The sequence below is a fragment of the Streptomyces sp. NBC_00203 genome (assembly GCF_045206325.1).
Classification (GTDB): Bacteria; Actinomycetota; Actinomycetes; order Streptomycetales; family Streptomycetaceae; genus Streptomyces; species Streptomyces lutosisoli.
Genome location: NZ_CP108126.1, coordinates 10,067,016 through 10,086,485, shown reverse-complemented (window position 1 = coordinate 10,086,485; position 19,470 = coordinate 10,067,016). Strand labels below are relative to the sequence as shown.

The 19,470-nt window shown below is 71.1% G+C and carries 16 protein-coding genes; 9 read left to right on the top strand and 7 right to left on the bottom strand.

What is annotated here, in order from left to right; genetic code table 11:
* Positions 1–136: 136 nt before the first annotated feature.
* A complete protein-coding gene (locus OG975_RS44740; RefSeq protein WP_406335461.1) occupies positions 137–2,080 on the top strand; it encodes a phosphatase PAP2 family protein in 1,944 nt (647 codons plus the stop codon).
* Between the two features lie 161 nt (positions 2,081–2,241).
* The gene (locus tag OG975_RS44735) at positions 2,242–2,742 is read left to right on the top strand and encodes a methylated-DNA--[protein]-cysteine S-methyltransferase (protein WP_406335459.1); all 501 of its coding nucleotides are present in this window, start codon (positions 2,242–2,244) and stop codon (positions 2,740–2,742) included.
* Between the two features lie 15 nt (positions 2,743–2,757).
* On the opposite strand, the gene OG975_RS44730 is transcribed toward OG975_RS44735, so the two are convergent.
* Together OG975_RS44730 and OG975_RS44725 are read right to left on the bottom strand one after the other, a co-directional pair.
* Entirely contained in the window at positions 2,758–3,993 is a 1,236-nt protein-coding gene (locus OG975_RS44730; RefSeq protein WP_406335458.1) for a DUF418 domain-containing protein, read from the bottom strand.
* A 124-nt stretch (positions 3,994–4,117) separates the two neighbouring features.
* Positions 4,118–4,648 carry a hypothetical protein gene (locus tag OG975_RS44725; RefSeq protein ID WP_406335457.1) on the bottom strand — a complete coding sequence of 177 codons (531 nt, stop codon included), beginning with the start codon at positions 4,646–4,648 and terminating at the stop codon, positions 4,118–4,120.
* Positions 4,649–4,803: 155 nt separating this feature from the next.
* Between OG975_RS44725 and OG975_RS44720 the strand changes: the two genes are divergently transcribed.
* A complete protein-coding gene (locus OG975_RS44720; protein ID WP_406335456.1) occupies positions 4,804–5,439 on the top strand; it encodes a response regulator in 636 nt (211 codons plus the stop codon).
* Entirely contained in the window at positions 5,436–6,572 is a 1,137-nt protein-coding gene (locus OG975_RS44715; protein ID WP_406335455.1) for a sensor histidine kinase, read from the top strand. The genes OG975_RS44720 and OG975_RS44715 overlap by 4 nt, the downstream gene beginning before the upstream one ends.
* Positions 6,573–6,584: 12 nt before the next feature.
* Here OG975_RS44715 and OG975_RS44710 read toward each other — a convergent pair whose 3' ends face one another.
* Both OG975_RS44710 and OG975_RS44705 read right to left on the bottom strand, forming a co-directional pair.
* Complete coding sequence (locus tag OG975_RS44710) at positions 6,585–7,493, bottom strand: GlxA family transcriptional regulator (RefSeq protein WP_406335454.1); 909 nt, start codon at positions 7,491–7,493, stop codon at positions 6,585–6,587.
* A 10-nt stretch (positions 7,494–7,503) separates the two neighbouring features.
* On the bottom strand, positions 7,504–8,103 hold the full coding sequence (locus OG975_RS44705; RefSeq protein WP_406335453.1) for an isochorismatase family protein: 600 nt from the start codon (positions 8,101–8,103) through the stop codon (positions 7,504–7,506).
* A gap of 238 nt (positions 8,104–8,341) precedes the next feature.
* Between OG975_RS44705 and OG975_RS44700 the strand changes: the two genes are divergently transcribed.
* The 3 genes from OG975_RS44700 to OG975_RS44690 all read left to right on the top strand — a co-directional run bounded on the left by OG975_RS44700 (position 8,342) and on the right by OG975_RS44690 (position 11,269).
* A complete protein-coding gene (locus OG975_RS44700; RefSeq protein ID WP_406335452.1) occupies positions 8,342–9,712 on the top strand; it encodes an SGNH/GDSL hydrolase family protein in 1,371 nt (456 codons plus the stop codon).
* A 62-nt stretch (positions 9,713–9,774) separates the two neighbouring features.
* The gene (locus tag OG975_RS44695) at positions 9,775–10,638 is read left to right on the top strand and encodes an alpha/beta fold hydrolase (protein WP_406335451.1); all 864 of its coding nucleotides are present in this window, start codon (positions 9,775–9,777) and stop codon (positions 10,636–10,638) included.
* 76 nt (positions 10,639–10,714) lie between these two features.
* Positions 10,715–11,269, top strand: a complete 555-nt coding sequence (locus tag OG975_RS44690) for an isochorismatase family protein (protein WP_406335449.1) — start codon at positions 10,715–10,717, stop codon at positions 11,267–11,269.
* A gap of 45 nt (positions 11,270–11,314) precedes the next feature.
* On the opposite strand, the gene OG975_RS44685 is transcribed toward OG975_RS44690, so the two are convergent.
* Positions 11,315–12,040 (bottom strand): peptidoglycan-binding protein, encoded by a 726-nt coding sequence (locus OG975_RS44685; RefSeq protein WP_406335448.1) that lies wholly within the window; start codon positions 12,038–12,040, stop codon positions 11,315–11,317.
* Positions 12,041–12,221: 181 nt separating this feature from the next.
* Between OG975_RS44685 and OG975_RS44680 the strand changes: the two genes are divergently transcribed.
* Positions 12,222–14,669: a polysaccharide lyase 8 family protein gene (locus OG975_RS44680; protein WP_406335447.1), complete on the top strand. Its 2,448-nt coding sequence runs from the start codon at positions 12,222–12,224 to the stop codon at positions 14,667–14,669.
* Here the strand turns inward: OG975_RS44680 and OG975_RS44675 are convergent.
* Positions 14,656–15,582 carry an alkaline phosphatase family protein gene (locus tag OG975_RS44675; protein WP_406335446.1) on the bottom strand — a complete coding sequence of 309 codons (927 nt, stop codon included), beginning with the start codon at positions 15,580–15,582 and terminating at the stop codon, positions 14,656–14,658. The genes OG975_RS44680 and OG975_RS44675 overlap by 14 nt on opposite strands.
* Positions 15,583–15,697: 115 nt before the next feature.
* Positions 15,698–16,792 (bottom strand): substrate-binding domain-containing protein, encoded by a 1,095-nt coding sequence (locus OG975_RS44670; RefSeq protein WP_406335444.1) that lies wholly within the window; start codon positions 16,790–16,792, stop codon positions 15,698–15,700.
* Between the two features lie 204 nt (positions 16,793–16,996).
* On the opposite strand from OG975_RS44670, the gene OG975_RS44665 reads away from it, so the two are divergent.
* The gene (locus tag OG975_RS44665; RefSeq protein ID WP_406335443.1) at positions 16,997–19,462 is read left to right on the top strand and encodes a SpoIIE family protein phosphatase; all 2,466 of its coding nucleotides are present in this window, start codon (positions 16,997–16,999) and stop codon (positions 19,460–19,462) included.
* The last annotated feature ends 8 nt before the right edge of the window (positions 19,463–19,470 follow it).

Here is a 19,470-nt window from a genome sequence, read left to right as displayed (position 1 = left end):
GTAGATCTTCGCTCGTACGACACATCCTCGCCACGGGGCACCTGCGACTGACAGGTCTCACAGGCCCCTGGGCGTCCGGTTGCTCGAACGACCTCCTACCGGCCGCACGGCCGAAGAACTCAAGAGAGGCACACCCATGCCGTCACCAGCCGGGCACCACTCCACCTCGTCGGCCGGTCGACTCACCGTCAACCGGCGGGGGTTCCTCAGAACCTCGCTGGGCGCCTCGGCCGGTCTGCTGGCCGCGCCGACCCTCGTCACCTGGCTCGCCGCCGCGGACGCGAAGGCCGCCACGAGCCCCGCCGCGTTCGTCGACGACTACACGACCAACGTCCTCACCAACCTGACGCCCGAGACCAACGCGGTGGTCCGGATCCTCGGCGGCATGGCCGAGGTGTGGAAGACGGGCGGCACGTGGAACACGGGCACGCCGCTCATGCCCGAGGTGCTGCGCGCCAACATGCGCTACTGCGCCCGGATCACGGCCGCCCGCACCGACGCGCAGGCGAAGGAGGCGTTCATCTACGACCGGCAGCACCAGAGTTACGCGATCATCGCGGGCCTGGGGCCGCTGGCCGACCTCTACAAGTCGGGCGCCCAGGCGGTCACGTCGATCACCCGCGCACCCGACGGCACCCCCTCCGGGAAGATCAACGACGCCGTGCCGTCCGGCGCTCCTGCCGGTTCCGCGCTCGGCGCGGGCTCGCACGACTCGGCGCTCGGCAAGGTGGCCGAGCTGGTCGACACCGTGCGCGGCAACTACGCCTCGGGCAACCCGTCCAAGTACGCGTACCAATACCCGCGTCCGTGGCGCATGAACGAGGACAGCGAGGTCGTCGACACGGGCGAGATCGACGCGCTCGGCTACCCCGTGTACGACTCCGCCGTGGTCGTCGCCCCGCAGTTGCTGTGGCAGCGCAGCACGGCCCCGGTCGACGACGGCGGCTTCCCCAGCGGGCACACCAACGCCTTCCATCTGGCGGCGCTGGCGTACGCGTACGCCGTTCCGGAGCGTTTCCAGGAGCTGGTGACCCGCGCCTTCGAGCTCGGCCACACCCGCATCATGGCGGGCATGCACTCCACCGTCGACGTCCTCGGCGGTCGCATCATGGCCACCGCGCTGGCCGCCGCCACGCTGGCCGACCCGGCCAACGCCGCCCTCAAGGCAGCGGCGCGCGCCCAGGCCGCCGCGTACTTCCAGCAGCAGACCGGCACGACGGCGGACACCCTGTACGCCTACGCGCACTCGGCGGGCGTCGAGGCCGACCCGTACGCCGACCGGGCCGCCAACGCCCGCGCGCTCACGCCCCGGCTGACGTACGTCCTGACCCGGCACGGCCGCTCCGAGGACCTGACCGTGCCCAAGGGCGCCGAGGTTCTACTGGAGACGCGGCTGCCCTACCTCGACGCCGCGCAGCGCCGCGAGGTGCTCCGCACGACCGCGCTCCCCTCCGGGTACGTGCTGCTCGACGGCTTCGAGCAGTGGGGCCGCCTCAACCTGTTCGCCGCCGCCGACGGGTACGGCGCCTTCGACTCCGACGTGACCGTCACCATGGACGCGGCCGCCGGGGGCTTCGACGCGGCCGACACCTGGCGCAACGACATCTCCGGCTGCGGTGGCCTGGTCAAGCGCGGCAGCGGTGCACTGACCCTGACGGGAGCCAACCGTCACACGGGCGGCACGGTACTGGAGGAGGGCACACTGACGGCCGGTTCCGCGGGCGCGCTCGGCCACGGTGACGTCCGGGTGGAGGGCGGCACGCTGCGGGTGGCTCCGGGCACGGCGGCCCGCGTGCGCGGCGCCTACGCGCAGGCGTCCGGGGCGACCCTTGAGGTGACGCTCCGGGAAGGCCGCATACCCGCGCTGGTGGTGGACCGACGCGTGCTGCTGGGCCGGGACAGCGCGCTCTCGCTGCGGCTGGACGCCGACCGTCCGCCGGCCTCGGGAACCACGGTTCCGGTGATCTGGGCGCCCGCGCTGCGGGGCCAGTTCGGTGGTATCACCGTGCAGGCCGACGGATACCGGGCAGTGCCCGTGTACACGGGCGAGGGGCTGTCCGTACGACTGATCAAGCGCTGATCGCCACTGGGGCGTGAGTGAGGGCCGACGGCGGACGCCGTCGGCCCTCACCTGCGCCAGGTCGGTGTCCGAATCCCGCCGGACGGAGCGCCGGAGAAGCGGCAGGATTGCTGGTGAAGCGATGCCGGCAGCGCTTGAGGACTCTCGAAAGGACACTTCCGATGACGGTCTGCACGACCATCGACAGCCCCTTGGGCGAACTGCTGCTCGTGGGCGAGGTGTCGGTCACCGCGAAGGGCGGCACGGCGCTGGCCTCACTGTCCATGCCCGGCCAGAAGCGCGGGGCCGTCGTCCAGGACGGCTGGGTCGAGGACGCGGACGCGTTCGCGGAGATCGCCGCCCAGCTGCGCGCCTACTTCGACGGCACGCTCACCGACTTCGACATCGAGTACGTCACGAGCGGCAGCGACTTCCAGCAGCGAGTCTGGAAGGCCCTGGAGACCATCCCGTACGGGACCACGCTCAGCTACGGCGAGATCGCCGCGCGGATCGGCGCATCCAGGGCCGCGGTGCGTGCCGTGGGCACGGCGATCGGCGCGAACCCGCTGCTGGTCGTGCGCCCCTGCCACCGGGTGATCGGTGCGAACGGAGCCCTTACCGGCTATGCCGCGGGGCTGGAGCGCAAGCGGCAGCTCCTCGATCTGGAGCATGTGCCTTCGTGATCGGCACGCGGCGCCTCAGCGCACACACTCCGCGATCCTGGTGGCCCTGCCGAGCAGCCACTCCAGCGGGCCCCGCCGGAAGAAGCGCGACCAGACCGCCGCGCACACGGTCACGGCCACGATGAAGCCGAGCAGCACGTGCAGGGGCGAACCGGGGAGTTCCTCGATACCGAGGACGCGGATGCCGATGACGTGGAAGACGTACGCGGTCAGGGACATGGTGCCGACGGCGATGACCGGCTTGGCGAGCCGCCGCAGGCGCGGGAAGGCGTCGACGGCGGCGAGGCAGGCGGTCAGGACCGCGATGGCCACACCCGTGTTGGCCACGATGGACAGGGTCGTCTCACTGTGCGGGGAGGCCGCCAGCAGCCAGGCCGGGGTGTCGCCGGACGGATAGCCCGCGGTATCGGCCCACCAGGCGGACAGGGCGCCGCCGCCTTCGCCCCAGCCGGAGGCGTCGATCGCCGAGGCGGCGCCGGGGACGAGGCGCAGAGCCAGCCAGGAGCCGCCGTAACCGAGCACGGCCAGGGACACACCGGTGATGGCGAGGCGTACGCGGACGGCCTGGGCGGCCAGGTCTAGGCGGGCCACGGCCATACCCGCGATGACGAAGGAGATCCAGGTCAGTGCCGGATAACTGCCGGTGAAGAGCAGCGAGACGATGCCGTCGGCGCCCGTGGGCCAGGCCCAGATGCCGCCGGGTCCGGCGCCCGGACCGCCGTCGGCGCCGCCCGAGTTCAGGGCGTGCTGGATGACGTACAGGACTTGCGGCAGGATCAGCGCGCTGCTCGCGGCGATGATCGCCAGCGGTCGGGCGCTGAGCCGGTACAGCGGCAGGACGAGCAGGAAGTACAGGCCGTAGAAGGCGAGGATCACCTCGACCGGGGTTCCGCTCAGGGTGAGCGCGGTGCCCGTGGCCAGCAGGATGAGGGCCCGGATGACCACCTTGGCGACGGCCTGGCGGCCCGCCCGGCCCGTCTTCGGGGTACGCCGTCCGGTGATCAGGACGATCGAGAAGCCGGCCAGGAAGGCGAACAGCGCGGAGGAACGGCCGTGTGCGAGCTCCATGAAGAAGCCGGTGGTGCCGCCCTGGGAGGGATCGGGGCCGAGATGGGCCGCGTACATGCCGAAGACCGCGAGTCCCCGGGCGAGGTCCACGCCGATCAGCCGTCCCAGCGGGGTGCGCTCACTGGTCGGCGCCTCTGGCCGGGCCGGGGTCGGGAGCGCTGCGTCGACTGCGTTCTGTGTCATGTCTTCAGGCTGGAGAGAACGCCCGCCGACTCGTATCCGGCAGCCGTCCGGTCCCTATCCGCCGCCCGGCGGGTAGGGACCCCGCCGGACGGGGGCCACCACCCAACTCACGGGCTCCCGGGGGCTACTTGATGAACGCGTTGGCCACGACGACGATCACCCCGAGCAGCGCGTCCACGCAGCCGATCGCCAGGGCCGTACGCCAGGGCCGCCGCGCGGCGCGTGCCGCGGTCAGGCCCCAGCCGAAGAGGAACACGATGTTGAACGCGAAGGCCGCGTACTCGATGTCCTCGGACGGCCACCAGCCCCAGCCCGCGCCGAGCAGCATCACCACCGTGGGCAGGGTGGCCATCACCAGGGGCCATTCGTCGAGCAGCAGCCGCAGCGCGCCGGTCAGCCCGGGGTGGGACCCCTCGCCGCGCCGGGCGATGATGTGCGCGTACCCGTGGGCCGACGCCGAGGCGAACGCGGTGACCAGCAGCCACTGAGCGTCGTACAGCCGAACCTCGCGTGCCGTGGGGCCGTACTGGGTGAGCGCGGCGACCATCGAGCTGGCCAGCACGGCACCGTACACGCCGCCGAACAGCACGTTGGGGCGCGTGGCCTCGCGGCGCAGGGCGCGACCGCCGCGGCGGAGGAGGTGCGGAGTGTGCATCGTGGACGTCCCTCGGCTGTCGGTGTCTGTCATGCGCGGGCAGGAATCATCTACCTGAGCCCATGACAATCGAGTCATTGAGGACACCACCATCCGTCGCGCCGCCGGAACTACCCCACCGGGCGTCCAGGCCCTCCCCCCGGACGACTGGAAGGGTGCGGTCCGGCTTCCGGCTCATTCTGAACGCGGCCGACGACATCGAGGTCGTCTCGACCACGGCGGGCGCGGAGGCGGTAGACGCGGTGCTGCGGGAGCGCCCGGACGTCGTGCTGCTGGACATCCGGATGCCGGACGTCGACGGGCTGACCGTGCTGCGGAAGCTGCGCGCGCTGCCGGGCACCCCCGTGGTGGCAATGCTGACGACGTTCGACGCCGACGAGTACATCCTGACCGCGCTGCGCTCCGGCGCGGCGGGCTTCCTGCTCAAGGACACCGAGCCCGAGCAACTCGCCCAGCTGGTACGGACATTGGCCGCGGGCGGGGTCGTGATGTCGCCGAAGGCGTCGCGTGCCGTGTGGCAGAGCCACCCCGGGGCAGCGGCCGTCGACGACGTGGAGGCCGCCCGCGTGGGACGGCTCACCGAGCGCGAGCGCGAGGTGCTGGTGCTGATCGCTGAGGGGCTGTCGAACGCCGACATCGGTACGCGCGTCCACCTCAGCGCGGGCACCGTCAAGGACCATGTCAGCTCGATCCTCACCAAGCTGCGGGTGAGCAGCCGGGTCCAGGCGGCGCCGCTCGCCCAGCGGGCCGGGCTGCTGGACGAGCGCGGCCGGTCGGAGTCCGGGCGATGACCGTGCGCCAGGAGTGGTGGGCGCGGATCCCGGCTCCGGTCGTCGACGCCCTGGTCATCGCCGTCGCGGCCGTGGATGTCTGGGTCAACCTGTGGGACTCGACATCCTTCACGCAGGCGCTCGCCGCGGTCGCCTGCGCCGCGCTGGCCTTCCGGCAGCGCTTCCCGCTCACCGTGTTCCTGCTCACGCTTCCGGCCGGCCTGACGCTGGACATCGTGTTCGCCCCGTTCGCCGCGCTGTTCACCTTGTCCGAGCGGTCGCGCGACCGCCGGCTCCTCGTCGTGTGCGCCGTGTTGTTCGCCATCGCCTCCGCCGCTCCGTGGCCCCTGGACGACTTCGGTTCACGCGACCGCACCTGGACCCTGATCTACTTCGTCTACACGCTGGCAACGGCCGCCGCCCCCGTCCTGCTGGGCCAACTCGTCCAGGCACGACGAGACTTGTCCCGGCAGCTCATCGAGATCGAGGAAGCGCGCGAGCACGAACGGCTGTTGCACTCGCAGGCGGTGCTGGCCCGGGAACGCGCCCAGCCGGCCCGCGAGATGCATGACGTCGTCTCGCACCAGGTCAGCCTTATCGCCGTACAGGCCGGAGCCCTGCAAGTCGCCGCCAAGGAACCGGACTTCAAGGAAGGCGCCCGCACCATCCGCTCGCTGAGCGTCGACACGCTCGACGAACTGCGCCACATGGTCACGCTGCTCCGCGCATCCGGCGGCAGCGCCACCGAGCTCACCCCGCAGCCCACGCTCGCCGACCTGCACAAACTCGTCTCGACGAGCGGCATCGACGCGGAGCTGACGGGTGAGCTCCCCTCCGACATCGGCACGACCGCCCAGCGCGCCGTCTACCGCACCGTGCAGGAAGCCCTCACCAACGTGCGCAAGCACGCGCCGGGCGCCACCGCGACCGTACGGCTGTGGCAGGCAAACGACGGTGACGGTGACGGCGACGGGTTCGGCGTGAGCGTGACGAACACGGCGCCCACACGTCCGTCACTGCCCCTGCCCGGCTCGCACCACGGGCTGATCGGCCTCAGAGAGCGTGCCGAACTCCTCGACGGCACCTTCGAGTCCGGGCCCACGGCGGACGGCGGCTACGAAGTGAGGCTGCGGCTCCCGGCCCACGCGGACTGAGGGCCGGCGGGGTCAGGCCGTGCGGGCGCGGAGGCGGCGCAGCATGCGCGGGTCCTCGAAACCGACCGAGCGGGCGGCGGAGTCGATCGTCGCGCCGTGGCTGATGAGGTGCTGGGCGCGCTCCAAGCGGAGGGTCTGCTGGTAGCGCAGTGGGGTGAGCCCGGTGGCGCGGCTGAAGAGGCGGGTGAGGGTGCGTTCGCTCACGCCGACGGCCGAGGCGAGGGCGGGCAGGGGAAGCGGTTGGTCGAAGCGGGCGTCGATGAGGTCCTGGGCGCGGTGCACGGTGTCGTCGAGGTGGGACCGGTGCCGGAGCATCGCGCTGGACTGCGGTTCATGGCCGTTGCGGCGGGCGTAGACGACCATGTCGCGGGCGACCTGGGCGGCGACGGCCGGGCCGTGCCGGGTCGCGACCAGGTGCAGGGCCAGATCGATGCCGCTGGCGATGCCGGCCGAGGTGATCACCCGGTCGTCGGCGGTGAACAGGACGTCGCGGACGACCAGCGCCCTGGGGTGGCGCAGGGCCAGCTCGTCCTGCACGTCGTGATGGGTGGTGCAGTGGCGGCCGTCGAGCAGACCGGCCTGGCCGAGCGCCTCGGCTCCGGCGCAGACGCTGGCGACCGTCCCGCCCCTGGCATGGTGGTCCCGGAAGACCTGGAGGGCGGCGGCGCCGACGGCGGGACTGTCGGCCAGCGCGACGGAACGCCAGCCGGGCACCACGATCAGATCCTCCGGCCCGAGCTCCGGCCAGTCGAGCCCGGCCACCAGCGGCAGCCCCTGGGCGGTGGAGACCTGGGGCTGCTCGGCGACGTAGGAGAGCGTGTAGGGGTGCCCGAAGTCGGCGGCTGTGGAGAAGACCTGCGCGGGACCGGCCAGGTCCAGCAAGTGGACCCCGGGCACCAGGAAGAAGACGATGTGGCTCACGATCCGGTCATCATGCCCGAGGTGATGCCGCGGCCTCCAGCTCGTCGACCGTCGCGATGGTGGCGAAGCGTCCTGCGAGGGCGTACTCGGTGCGCCTGATGACCTCGTCGGCAGGCAGTGTGCGGGGGTCGGCCAGCAGTTCGGCGACGCTCTGGTCGGCGGGAGCGTCGCGGTGCGGGATGGGATTGGTCGCGGTCGCGTCGACGACGAAGGTGACCTGGTAGCCGAGGTCACTGGCGACGCGGGTGGTGGTCTCCACGCACTGCTCGGTGCGGATGCCGCAGACGGTGAGCTCGCGGATGCCGCGTTCGGTGAGAAGTTGCTGCAGGTTGGTGGTGGTGAAGGCGTTGTGCGAGGTCTTGTGGATCAACGGCTCCCCGTCCGCCCGCTCCAGCTCCTCCATCAGCCGGACATGGCCGAGGGCCGGGTCGAAGACATCGCCGCTGCCGGGCTCGGAGTGCAGCACCCACACCACCAGCTCCCCGGCCTCGCGGGCAAGCCGGACCAGGCGGTTCACCTGGTCGGCGATCTTCAGGTCGGAGGTGGTCTCCCACAGGGGACGGGCGCGGAAGGACTCCTGGACATCGATGACGATCAGTGCTCGGGTCATGCCCCAAGCCTGAGCCGCGCGGACGGGGCGGCGACAGGCCGCATCGGGTCCGGCAGCGGACCGATCCGGTCAAAGCAGAGGACGCAGCCGTGACGGGCACTGATCCGAGGCGGGGGCTCACATTCGGCCGATCTCGTCCCTCCGCTCGTCCGACCCCGCGGAGATGCCTTACGGTGCGCCACTGAACCGGTTCAGTGCCATCGCCGGAATCCCGGGAAACAGGGAGGGCGCACCATCCATGAATCGAAGATCGCCGCTCGTGAGCCTCGTGGTCGCGGGGATTCTCGCGGCCTCCGCCGCCGTCACTTCTCACTCCGGCCTCACTCCTCACTCGACCTCCGCTCCTCACTCGGCCGAGGCGGCTGACTCCCCACGCGAGAACGCGCATTGGGTGAACACCTGGGTGTCCATGCCGCAGCTCACGGAGCCCGGCAACATGCCACCCGCGCCGTTCACACAGGACAAGCGCGTACTGGCCGATGCCACGGTGCGGCAGACCGTCCAGGTGTCGGTCGGGGGACGGCACATGAGGCTGCGCTTCTCGAACGCGTTCGGGGGTGCGGTGCTGCCGATCACCGCCGTCTCGGTGGCCTTGCCGGTCGACGGTCGGGCCGGCGTCAGTGCGATCCGGCCGGGGACCTCCAGGTCGGTGACGTTCCACGGCCGGTCCTCGGCGGTGGTGCCGGTCGGAGCGCAGATGGTTTCCGATCCACTGGACTTCGACCTGGAGCCGGGCTCCAATCTCACCGTGACGACGTACTTGGCCCAAGGGCAGGCGTCCAACGACATCACGTCCCATCCCGGTTCCCGAACCACCTCCTACCTGCGGGCCGGAAACCACGTCACGGACGACGACTTGGCCGGCGCCACGCCGGTCAACCACTGGTACTTCCTCAGCGGCGTCGAGACGTGGTCCAGGGCCGGCACCGCGGCGGCCGTCATGCTGGGCGACTCGCTGACGGACGGCCGCGGCTCCACGACCAACGGGAACAACCGCTGGCCGGACCAGCTGCTCAAACGCCTGCGGTCCCAGGCAGGCACGGCCGGCACCGCGATCCTCAATCAGGCGGCGGGCGGCAACCGGGTGCTCAACGACGGTCTGGGACCGAGCGCGATCGCGCGCCTCGACCGTGACGTGCTGGCGCAGAGCGGAGTCGACTGGCTGCTCGTCTTCGAGGGCGTCAACGACATCGGGACCGCCGAGCCCACGCAAGCCGCCCAGAAGCAGGTCACGGACGACCTGATCGCGGCCTACGACCAGATCGTCGTCAGGGCGCACGCGCAGGGCATCCGGGTGTACGGGGCGACGCTGACTCCCTTTGGAGGCAACGCGCTCTACGACGACGCGGACGGGTACCGCGAGGCGTCCCGGCAGGCCGTCAACCAGTGGATTCGCACCAGCGGCCGGTTCGATGCCGTGGTCGACTTCGACAAGGCGGCCCGGGACCCGCTGCAACCCGTACGGCTCCTGGCGACGATCGACGACGGTGATCATCTGCATCTCAACCCGGCCGGCTACCAGCTCCTCGCCGACACCGTCCCTGCCCGGCTGTTCCGACCCGGGCCGCTCCCCAAGGACTTCGGGCTCGATGAGGCCTCGCCGTCCTGAAGTGATGTCACACTTCGGCCGCTTGGCGTCCTCTTGGTTGGAGACACTCACAGGAGGCACGTATGCAGGAGAAGGTCCGCGCCACGATCGAGCTGTCCGCCGGGACGATCGAGTACGAGGACACCGGCGGTGACGGTCCCGTGCTGGTGCTGCTGCACGGTCTGATGATGGACGCCTCGCTGTGGGACGGACCTGTCGCGGACCTCGCCGCCGACCATCGCTGCGTCGTCCCGACGCTCCCCCTCGGCGCCCATCGCCGGGCGATGCGCGCGGACGCCGATCTCTCATTGCCCGGGGTGGCCCGTCTGGTCGCCGAGTTCCTCGACCGTCTCGGCCTGCGGGATGTCGTCCTCGTCGGCAATGACACCGGCGGGGCGCTCGTCCAGCTGCTGATGTGCGACGGCCCGGATCGCGTGGGCCGGGCCGTTCTCGTCTCGTGCGACGCGTTCGACAACTTCCCGCCCGGGCTGACGGGCAAAACGCTCGTGCTCTCCGGCAGGCTCCCGCCCCGGCTGTTCGGGCTGTTCATGCAGCAGATGCGGCTCCGGATGCTCCGACGGCTCCCGATCGCCTTCGGGTGGCTGACCCGCCGAGGGGACGCGGCGACAGCGCGTTGGATCGGGCCGGTCCTGCGGCAGCCCGACATCCGCCGCGACGCCGTACGCGTCCTGCGGGCCGCGGCGGCCGACACGGGCCTCCTGCTGTCCACGGCCGCACGCCTGCCCGGCTTCAAGCGTCCCGCCCTGGTGGTCTGGGCCGCCGAAGACCGGGTGATGCCGCCCGAGCACGGCCGACGCCTCGCCGCACTCCTGCCGCAGGGCCGGCTGGCCGAGGTCGCGGACAGCTACACCCTCGTTCCACTGGACCAGCCGGCGGAACTCGCCCGGCTGATCCGGGAGTTCACCCGGGCACCGCACACCGGCTGACCATCACGCCCACGACATCCGGCCGTTCCCCTCCCGAGCACCTCGCCCCCGAGCCGAGCGCCGCTACCGTGGCGCCATGCCTCACACCTCCGCCCTCCTCGTCATCGACATGCAGAACACGCTGATGGCCATCGCGCACCGGGCCACCGAGACCGTCACCGTGATCGCCGGGCTGCGCGAACGCGCCAAGGCGGCCGGTGTGCCGATCGTGACGATCCAGCACCGGGGTGACGGTCTGGAGGCCGGCACCGAGGGCTGGCGGATCGCGCCCGCTCTCGCCCCCGCCGATGACGAGACGGTCATCCACAAGACCACGGTGGACGGTTTCCTCGACACCGACCTCGACAAGACCCTCAAGACCCTGGGAGTCACCGAGGTCGTCGTCACCGGGTTCGCCACCGAGATGTGCGTCGACACCACGGCACGACAGGCCCTGAGCCACCGGTACGACCTGGTACTCGTCGCCGACGGACACACCACGTCCGCCCGGCCCGACACGGGCGAGCTTGCCTCCCCCGAGCGGTCGATCGCGCATCACAACGAGCTCTTCCGGCATATCGGTTACCCCGGGCGGAGCATCCGTGTGCTGCCCGCCTCGGAGGTGGACTTCGCCGCGGGCCGGAGCGCCTGACGACGAGAACGTCCTCCATCAAGGCCATGTCGCACCGAGGTCGCGCTACTGCCCCGTACGGGATTCGAGGTCGGCCCGGGTGTCGTTGCCGTAGACGCCCGTCTCGTCGCCCCTGACGCCGTACCAGAGCTGGAAGCGGGCGACGGCGGCGGTGAGGGTGGCGTCGTAGGCGCCGCTGGTGTTGCCGTTGTCGTAGACGTTCGGCATGCGGAGCAGCCGTTGCTGGAGTTCCGTCACCTCGGGGCCGCTGTCGCCTTCCCGGAGGGTGCCTGTGCCGTCCGGGTCGGCCGCCCCGGACGGGGCTCGGGCCGCGGGCGTGGTCGATGGCCGACCCCCGGCCCCGGGTGCGTCGTCCTGGGCGCCGCCCGGCAGCAGGAGCGCGAGGGCGAAGCCGACCAGGGCCGCCGCGGTGACGGCGACGGTGATCGCGGCGCGCCGCAGGCCGAAGCCGCGCCCGGATCCGTGACCGCCGCCGTACCGCCTCCCGGGCTCGGGGAACTGCCCCGCTGGGCCCCCGGCGTAGTTCTCCCCCGCCAGGACCGGCGGCAGCTCCTGGGTCTCGTACTCCTCCGGGGGCGGCAGAAGCCTCGTCGCGGTCGAGGGGACCGCGATCGACTCGTACCCCTCGTCCGGATCGGCTTCCCCCTCGTCCTCGCGCACCTGTCTGACCAGTTCCGCGAGCGCCTCCGAGCGGCGGCGGCGCTGGACGTAGGTCGGTTCGAGCGCCGGGCGCCGCACCACCGGTTGCCCGGGCTCGGTCGGTATCGGCACAGTCTTCTCCTTCCGTGCGCGCGGTCTCCGGCCATCCCCAGGGAGAGATACGAGGGTTCGGGCCAGGAGGTTCACGGGCCAAGAGGTTCAGCGGAGCGCCCGATCCCACCAAACGATCGATATGCTCAATTCGGTAAGAGTAGTTGAGCGTTTGAACGTCGGCGTGCTAGAAACCGCCGTCATGACGACTCGTTGGTCACGCCGTGGCTTCCTTGCCACAGGCACCGGTACCGCGCTCGCGCTCGGGGTGCACACCGCCGCCGATGCCACTCCCCTCACCTCCACCGAGATCTCTGCCGCCGCGGACGAGTTCGCGACCCTGCGGGCGAAGTGGCGCACGCTGATCCTGGGCGAGGGATTCAGTCCCACCGCCGAGCCCTTCACCACCCGGCTCACCGAACTGGGCACCACCGCAAGCCAGTTGCAGTCGACGATGGCACCGACGACCGGCTCGCTCTGGCCGGATCTGGTGTACGCCGATCCGGAGCCCGACACCGACCAGGAGTCGTACGGCTACTCCGGCAACCTCAACTCCAGCTACAACCGGCTGAGCACGCTCGCCCAGGCCTACTCCCAGGCAGGCACTGGACTCACCGGCGACAGCGGCCTGCGGGACGACATCCTGACCGGCCTCGATCACCTCTACTCCGAGGTCTACAACGAGAACCAGACCCGCTACGGCAACTGGTACAGCTGGCAGATCGGCGCACCGCAGGCGCTGCTCGACGTGTGCGTGCTCATGTACGACCAGCTGTCGGCCGCGCAGCTCGCCAACTACGTCAACGCGGTCGACCACTTCGTGCCGGACTCCGCGGTCTCCAGCTACAGCGGCACGAGCACGGGCGCCAACCGGGTGGACCTGTGCCGGGTACTGGCCCTGCGCGGGGTCGTCGGCGCGAGCTCCGCGAAGATCGCGCTGGCCCGGGACGCGCTCTCCCCCGTCTTCCCGTACGTCAGCAGCGGGGACGGGCTGTACACCGACGGCTCGTTCGTCCAGCACACCACCGTCCCCTACACCGGCTCGTACGGTTCGGTGCTGCTGGGCGGGCTCGGGATGCTCTTCGCACTGCTCGCCGGATCCACGTGGGACGTCACCGACTCGGGCCGGCAGATCGTGTTCGACGCGGTGGAGAACGCCTGGGCGCCGTTCCTCTACAACGGTCTCGTCATGGACGGCGTGTCCGGGCGGGCGATCAGTCGCGGCCTGTCCGCGTCCGACGCCAAGCAGATCCAGCAGGACGACCATCGGCGCGGTCATCCGATCCTCGCGTCGATCGTGCTGCTCGGGCAGGGGGCGAGCAGCACGGAGAACGACCGCTGGCGCGGTCTGGTGAAGGGCTGGATGCAGCGCGACTACTACAGCCCGCCCATGAGTGACCCCTCACTGGGCCTCACAAGTCTGGCCCGACTCAAGGGAGTTCAGGACGACACCACGGTCTCCGCGATCGCCGAGCCGACCGGGCACCGGCTGTTCACCAACATGTCCCGGGCCACCCACCGCCGCCCCGGCTGGGCCGCGTCGATCAGCATGGCGGACCGGCGGATCACGTACTACGAGACGGGCAACGGCGAGAATCTGCACGGCTGGCACACCGGTTCCGGAATGCTCTACTGGTGGGGCGACACCTTCTGCAACGGCCAGTACAGTGACGCGTTCTGGCCCACCGTCGACCCGTATCGTCTGCCCGGCATCACGGCCTCCCGCAAGGTCCTCGCGGACGCGGCGGGCGGTGACTGGGGCGCCTCCCTGCCGGACGTCAACTGGGTCGGTGGCACCAGCGACGGGCAGCGGGCCGCGATCGGCCAGTACCTCAAGGGCCTGCAGAGCACACTGCTGGCGAAGAAGTCGTGGTTCTGTCTGGACGACTCGATCGCGTGTCTGGGCGCGGGGATCAAGTGCACGGACGGCACGGCCGTGGAGTCGACGGTCGAGAACCGCAACCTCGGGCCCACCGGAAGCAGCGCCTTCACGGTGGACGGCACCGTCAAGTCCACCACATACCCCTGGTCGGAGACGCTCACCGGCGCGACCTGGGCGCACATCGGCGGCCACGGCGGCTATGTCTTCCCCGGCGGGGCCACCGTCAAGGCGCTGCGCGACGCCCGCGACGGCACATGGAGCGCCATCAACAAGGGCGGCGCGACGACCGTCCTGAACCGCAAGTACCTGACGATGTACGTCGACCACGGCACCGACCCGACGGCCGCCACGTACGCCTATCTGGTCATGCCGGGTGCCACCGCCGCGCAGACCCAGACCCGCGCCGCCGCGACGAGCTGGCTGACGATCCTCGCCAACACGGACAGCCAGCAGGGTGTGAGCGTTCCTTCGCTCGGCTTCACCGGTGTCAACTTCTGGTTCGGCGGCACGGTCGGCGCTCTCACGGCGAGCAATCCGTGCTGCGTGATGATCAACGAGAAGAGCGACGGCACCGCGGTGATCTGCGTCAGCGACCCGATGCGCATGCAGACCAGCCTCACCCTCACCTGGAACAAGGCGGTCTCCTCGGTGACTTCGAAGCCGTCCACGGTCACCTCGGCGACCACCGGCTCCTCCCTGACGCTCACCTTCGGCGACCTCAGCACCACCGCGGGCGTCACCCAGAAGATCACCGTCAAGCTCGGCTGAACCGAAGGGAATCGGCCGAGCCGAACTCGTGTGAGGCTCGGCGGTACCGCTGCAACGGCCGGCCGTCGAGCGTCCAGTGCCGGTCGGCGTCGACGCCCAGGGACGCGAACACCTGGGCGGCGACGTCGACATGGCGTATCCGCTCGGGTGCCGAGCAAAGGCCGGGGCCGGTGGCGATCAGCCAGGCGGTGCGTTCCTCCTCGGAGCGGCCGCCGTGGCCGCCCGCGTCGACATGGCCGTGGTCGGTGACGACAAGGACCGTCCACCGCTCACTGTCGTACGCGGGCCGCGAGCGCACGGCGTTCAGCAGGCGCCCCACGCGTTCGTCGGCGCGCAGCACCGCCGCCTCGTACGCGTCCCCGCAGCCGAGGAAGTGCGCGGTCTCGTCGGGAGAACCGAGGTAGACGAACGACGCGTCCATGTCGTCGCCACCGAGGACGCGCACCGCCTCCTCGGTGATCCGCTCGTCGCAGGTCTCCCATGCTTCGGGGGTGTCCGCGACCGGGGAGATGTAGGTGCTCCTGGACGGAGCGCGGAAGAGCGGGCCACCGTCGCGAACCTGCATGAGCGGCTGCCAGCCCGCCGCGACGAAGGTGCGCCGGCCGCTCTGCGCGGCGAGCCGGGTGGCGAAGTCGGGGAAGACGTCGAGGCGGTGGCCGGTGAAGTCGTTGCTCCACACGCCGTGCTTCTCGACGCCCACTCCGGTGACGATCGTCGCCCAGCAGGGGCCCGACATCGTGGGCGTGCGGTCGTCGACCTCGATCGGCGCGAGGAAGCCGTCGGCCGCGAGGGTGTCCAGGTGCGGGGTCGGAAGGCGGCGCAGCGTATCGAGGCGGACGCCGTCGATGCCGACGACCAGAACGCGGGGGACGGCAGAGGAAGGCAAGGGCATTCCCTGAGAAGTGCGCGACATGGCACGGCTCCTACGAGACCTCGTGCGGGAAGAGGTGGACGCAGGACATCTTTTGTGCGCACACGATCAGAGTCAAGAGCGTTCGACCGAGACAATCAAAACGATCGCGCACTGCTCATGAGTCGAGCGCTTCGCCCCCGCAGGAGGAACGGATTCTCAGCTCGGGAAGAAGTTCGAGGTGTTGACGGGGCGCCGGGTGCCGCCCACTCGTGCGCTCCGCAAGCCGCTGGAGCAGCAGCTTCGCGGCCAGTTCCCCCACCGAGCGCTTGGGCGGGGCGATCGCCGTGAGGGGGACATCCGAGAGGCCCGCCACCTCGTCGTCGTACGCGATCAGCGCGAGGTCCTCGGGCACCCTGATGCCGCGCGCCTGGAGCTTGGGCACCAGCACGATCGCGTCCTCGTCGCTGTGTACGAGCGCCGCCGTCACGCCGCGCTTCTCCACGGCCTCGACGAGGTAGTCGATGCTGGCCTCGTAGTCCCCGTGCTCGCGGACCGACGGCGCACCGGAGTCGACGTCCAGCCCCAAGGACTGCACGGCCGCCAGATAGCCCGCCGAGATCTGCGTGGCATGCGGGCCCTCCTGAAGCACCGCGGTGATCCTGTGGTGTCCGAGGGACGCGAAGTGACCGACGGCCACGGCGGCGCCGTGCGCCCGGTCCGTGCGCACCCGGTCGAGGCCCGCCGCGGGGTTCCCGGCCGGCGCGGAACGCTCGACCAGGACGGTCGGCACCGCGCATTCGAGGAGCCACTTCTCCTGGCCGCCCAGGGGCACGCCGCCGAACCAGCTGGGCGCCACGAGCAGCCCCTCCGCACCGCCCGCGATCAGGTGTTCCGCCTGTACGGCGTCCTCGGAGTCGACATATCCGGTCATCCCGAGAACCAGGCGGCCGCCCTGGGCCCCGATGGCCTCGCGGGCCCCGCGGACGATGTCGGCGAAGATATTGGTGGTGGTCGGGACGATCATTCCGATCACCACACCCTCGGCGGACTCCTGCCGGGGCTGGGTGACCTCGGCGGCCGCGCCGCCCGGCCACACCACCGCGCCGTGCAGCCGCCTCACCCGGCCCTGTGTGGCGAGCGCCTCCACGTCACGCCTCAAGGTCACGGCGGAGACGCCGAGTTCGGCCGCGAGGTCGGCGACCCGGAGGCTGCCGCGTTCCCGGACGAGTTCGAGCACCCGCTCATGGCGCTGGTCGACGTGCAGTCGCATGGGCTCCCCCTGAGGCAAGGCCGGACGGACGAACTACGGGCGATCGCGGAGCGTGATCCCGTCTGCTCACTGTACGCCCCCAATCGTATCGATCATTTCGATCGATACGATCAGACAGGCCGGAACAGCCCGCGCACTGGTCATACAACGTGAAGAATGGGCACCACGGGGTAAGACCACCTTCGGGGAGCGGAGAGGGTCGCAGTGGGTGCGAGCGAGGAACGAGATGTGCTGGCCCGTCGGCGCTTCGACATGGCGGACGCCGCGCCACTGCTGCTCGACGCCCGGATGGCGATCACCAGCTGGACCGCGGACGCCGAGCGGCTGCTGGGGTACCCAGCCGCCGAGGTGCTGGGACGGCGCGCTGCCGATCTGCTGCTCCCCGAGGACGCGGCGCGGATCCCGGAGCTGACCGAGGGGTGCGGCGAAGGCAGCAGCTGGACCGGGCTGATGTCCGTGCGGCACCGGGACGGGCACACGGTCCTGCTGATGGTGCGGGTCGTTCCGGTCCAGCACAGCGACGGCCCCGCGCACTGGGTGGTGCTGCTCGCGGATCTGGAGGGCGGTCCCGGCTGGGACATGAGCCGGTCAGTGCTGGAGCGGATGGCCACGCGCTCTCCGGTGGGCATCGCGATCGTGGACACGGACCTGCGGTATGTGTGGTCGAACGCGGCGCTGGAGCAGTTCGGCGGGGGTCCGCCGCAGCAGCGGCTGGGCCGCAGGCTCGCCGATGTGCAGCCCGGCCTGGACGCCGAGCGGCTCGAGGCGCAGATGCGCCGGGCTCTGGAGACCGGTGATCCGGTGGTCGCCTACGAGCATGTGGGCCGGGTACGGTCCGCGCCGCACCGCGAGACGGCCCATTCGCTGTCGTTCATCCGGCTGGAGGACGACCACGGCAACCCGATCGGCGTCTACTACACCGTCGTCGACGTCACGGAGCGTTACCGCGCCCGGCGGCGGCTCGCTCTCCTCGACCGGGCCGGTGATCACATCGGCCGCAGCCTGGACGTTCTGCAGACCGCGCAGGAACTGGCCGACGTGGCGGTGCCGGGGCTGGCCGACCTGGTCGCCGTGGACCTGCTGGATTCCGTCCTCCGGGGAGTCGAACCCGCGCCCGGTCCACAGGACGACACGGACGCGGTGCCGCTGCGGCGCGCCGGGCATCAGTCGGTGCGGGGCGGCGGGGTTCCCGAGAGCGTCGTGAAGGTCGGCGACGTGGCGCGCTACCCCGCCGGGTCTCCCCCGATCCGGTGTCTGGCCGACGGCGAGTCCTGGCGCGAGGAGCGGCTGGACCCGCTGGCCAGGGAGTGGGCCACGGGCGCCCTCGACGGGCGGGCCGCCTCCTTCCTCGACCTGGGGCTGCACAGTGTCATGATCGTGCCGCTGCGCGCCCGTGGGATCACCCTGGGCATCACCTCGTTCTTCCGGCGCGGCCGCCAGGACCCGTTCGACGAGGACGATCTGAGCCTCGCCGAGGAGCTCGTCGGCCGGGCGGCCCTGTGCGTGGACAACGCCCGCCGGTACACCCGCGAGCGCGACGCCGCCCTTGTCCTGCAGCGCAATCTGCTCCCCCACCGCTTCCCCGAGCAGGACGCGGTGGAGGTCTCCGCCTGCTACCGGCCCGCCGACGAACTGACAGGACTCGCGGGTGACTGGTTCGACGTCATCCCCCTGTCCGGCACCCGGGTGGCCCTGGTGGTCGGCGAGGTCGCCGGGCACGGCATCGACGGCGCCGCCGCGATGGGACGGCTGCGGGCCGCCGTGCAGACCCTCGCCGACCTGGACCTGCCCCCCGAGGAGGTGCTCGCCCACCTCGACGATCTGGTCAGCCGCGCCGCCCGGGAGGAGGGCAAGGGTGCGGACACCCTGACGAGCGGCATGCAGGCGGTGGGCGCGAGTTGTCTGTACGTGGTGTACGACCCGGTGAGCGGAGAGTGCTCCATGGCGGGCGCGGGCCATCCCGCACCCGCGATCGTCACCCCCGACGGCACCGTGACGTTCGCCGACCTCCCCCACGGCCCCGCACTCGGCGTCGGCGGACTGCCCTTCGAATCGCTCGAGTTGACCCTGGCGGAGGGCAGCGTGCTCGCCCTGCACACCGACGGTCTGATCGCCACTCCTCGTACCGGACGGGATCCGGAGGCGGGCCGGGAGCGGCTGCGCCGCGCGCTGGCCGGGCACCCGCAGCCGCTCGAGGGACTGTGCCGCACCATCGTGGACGATCTCGTGCCGACACGTCCGTACGACGACGTGGCGCTGTTGATGGCCCGCACCCGGCGTCTGGGGACCGAACAGGTCGCGACCTGGGACCTGCCGCTCGACCCGGCCGTGGTCGCCGATGCCCGGAAGGCGACGACCGCGCAGCTCTCCGCCTGGGGCCTGGACGAGCTGGCGTTCACCACCGAACTGGTCGTGAGCGAACTCGTCACCAACGCCATCCGGCACGCCTCCGGCCCGATCCGGTTGCGCCTGATCACCGAACACGCCCTGATCTGCGAGGTGTCCGACGGCGGCACCACCGCCCCGCATCTGCGCCATCCGAAGACGACCGACGAGGGCGGCCGGGGTCTGTTCCTGATCTCCCAGTTCACCCAGCGGTGGGGCACCCGCTACACCCCGGCGGGGAAGATCATCTGGGCCGAGCAGTCCCTCACGGAGCCACCGATCTGACGTATCCG

Bases quoted from the DNA above. Each gene is read 5' to 3' on its own strand.
- OG975_RS44740 (WP_406335461.1), top strand. From the start codon at position 137: ATGCCGTCACCAGCCGGGCACCACTCCACCTCGTCGGCCGGTCGACTC.
- OG975_RS44695 (WP_406335451.1), top strand. From the start codon at position 9,775: ATGCAGGAGAAGGTCCGCGCCACGATCGAGCTGTCCGCCGGGACGATC.
- OG975_RS44715 (WP_406335455.1), top strand. From the start codon at position 5,436: ATGACCGTGCGCCAGGAGTGGTGGGCGCGGATCCCGGCTCCGGTCGTC.
- OG975_RS44700 (WP_406335452.1), top strand. From the start codon at position 8,342: ATGAATCGAAGATCGCCGCTCGTGAGCCTCGTGGTCGCGGGGATTCTC.
- OG975_RS44690 (WP_406335449.1), top strand. From the start codon at position 10,715: ATGCCTCACACCTCCGCCCTCCTCGTCATCGACATGCAGAACACGCTG.
- OG975_RS44730 (WP_406335458.1), bottom strand. From the start codon at position 3,993: ATGACACAGAACGCAGTCGACGCAGCGCTCCCGACCCCGGCCCGGCCA.
- OG975_RS44675 (WP_406335446.1), bottom strand. From the start codon at position 15,582: ATGTCGCGCACTTCTCAGGGAATGCCCTTGCCTTCCTCTGCCGTCCCC.
- OG975_RS44680 (WP_406335447.1), top strand. From the start codon at position 12,222: ATGACGACTCGTTGGTCACGCCGTGGCTTCCTTGCCACAGGCACCGGT.
- OG975_RS44725 (WP_406335457.1), bottom strand. From the start codon at position 4,648: ATGCACACTCCGCACCTCCTCCGCCGCGGCGGTCGCGCCCTGCGCCGC.
- OG975_RS44705 (WP_406335453.1), bottom strand. From the start codon at position 8,103: ATGACCCGAGCACTGATCGTCATCGATGTCCAGGAGTCCTTCCGCGCC.
- OG975_RS44670 (WP_406335444.1), bottom strand. From the start codon at position 16,792: ATGCGACTGCACGTCGACCAGCGCCATGAGCGGGTGCTCGAACTCGTC.
- OG975_RS44735 (WP_406335459.1), top strand. From the start codon at position 2,242: ATGACGGTCTGCACGACCATCGACAGCCCCTTGGGCGAACTGCTGCTC.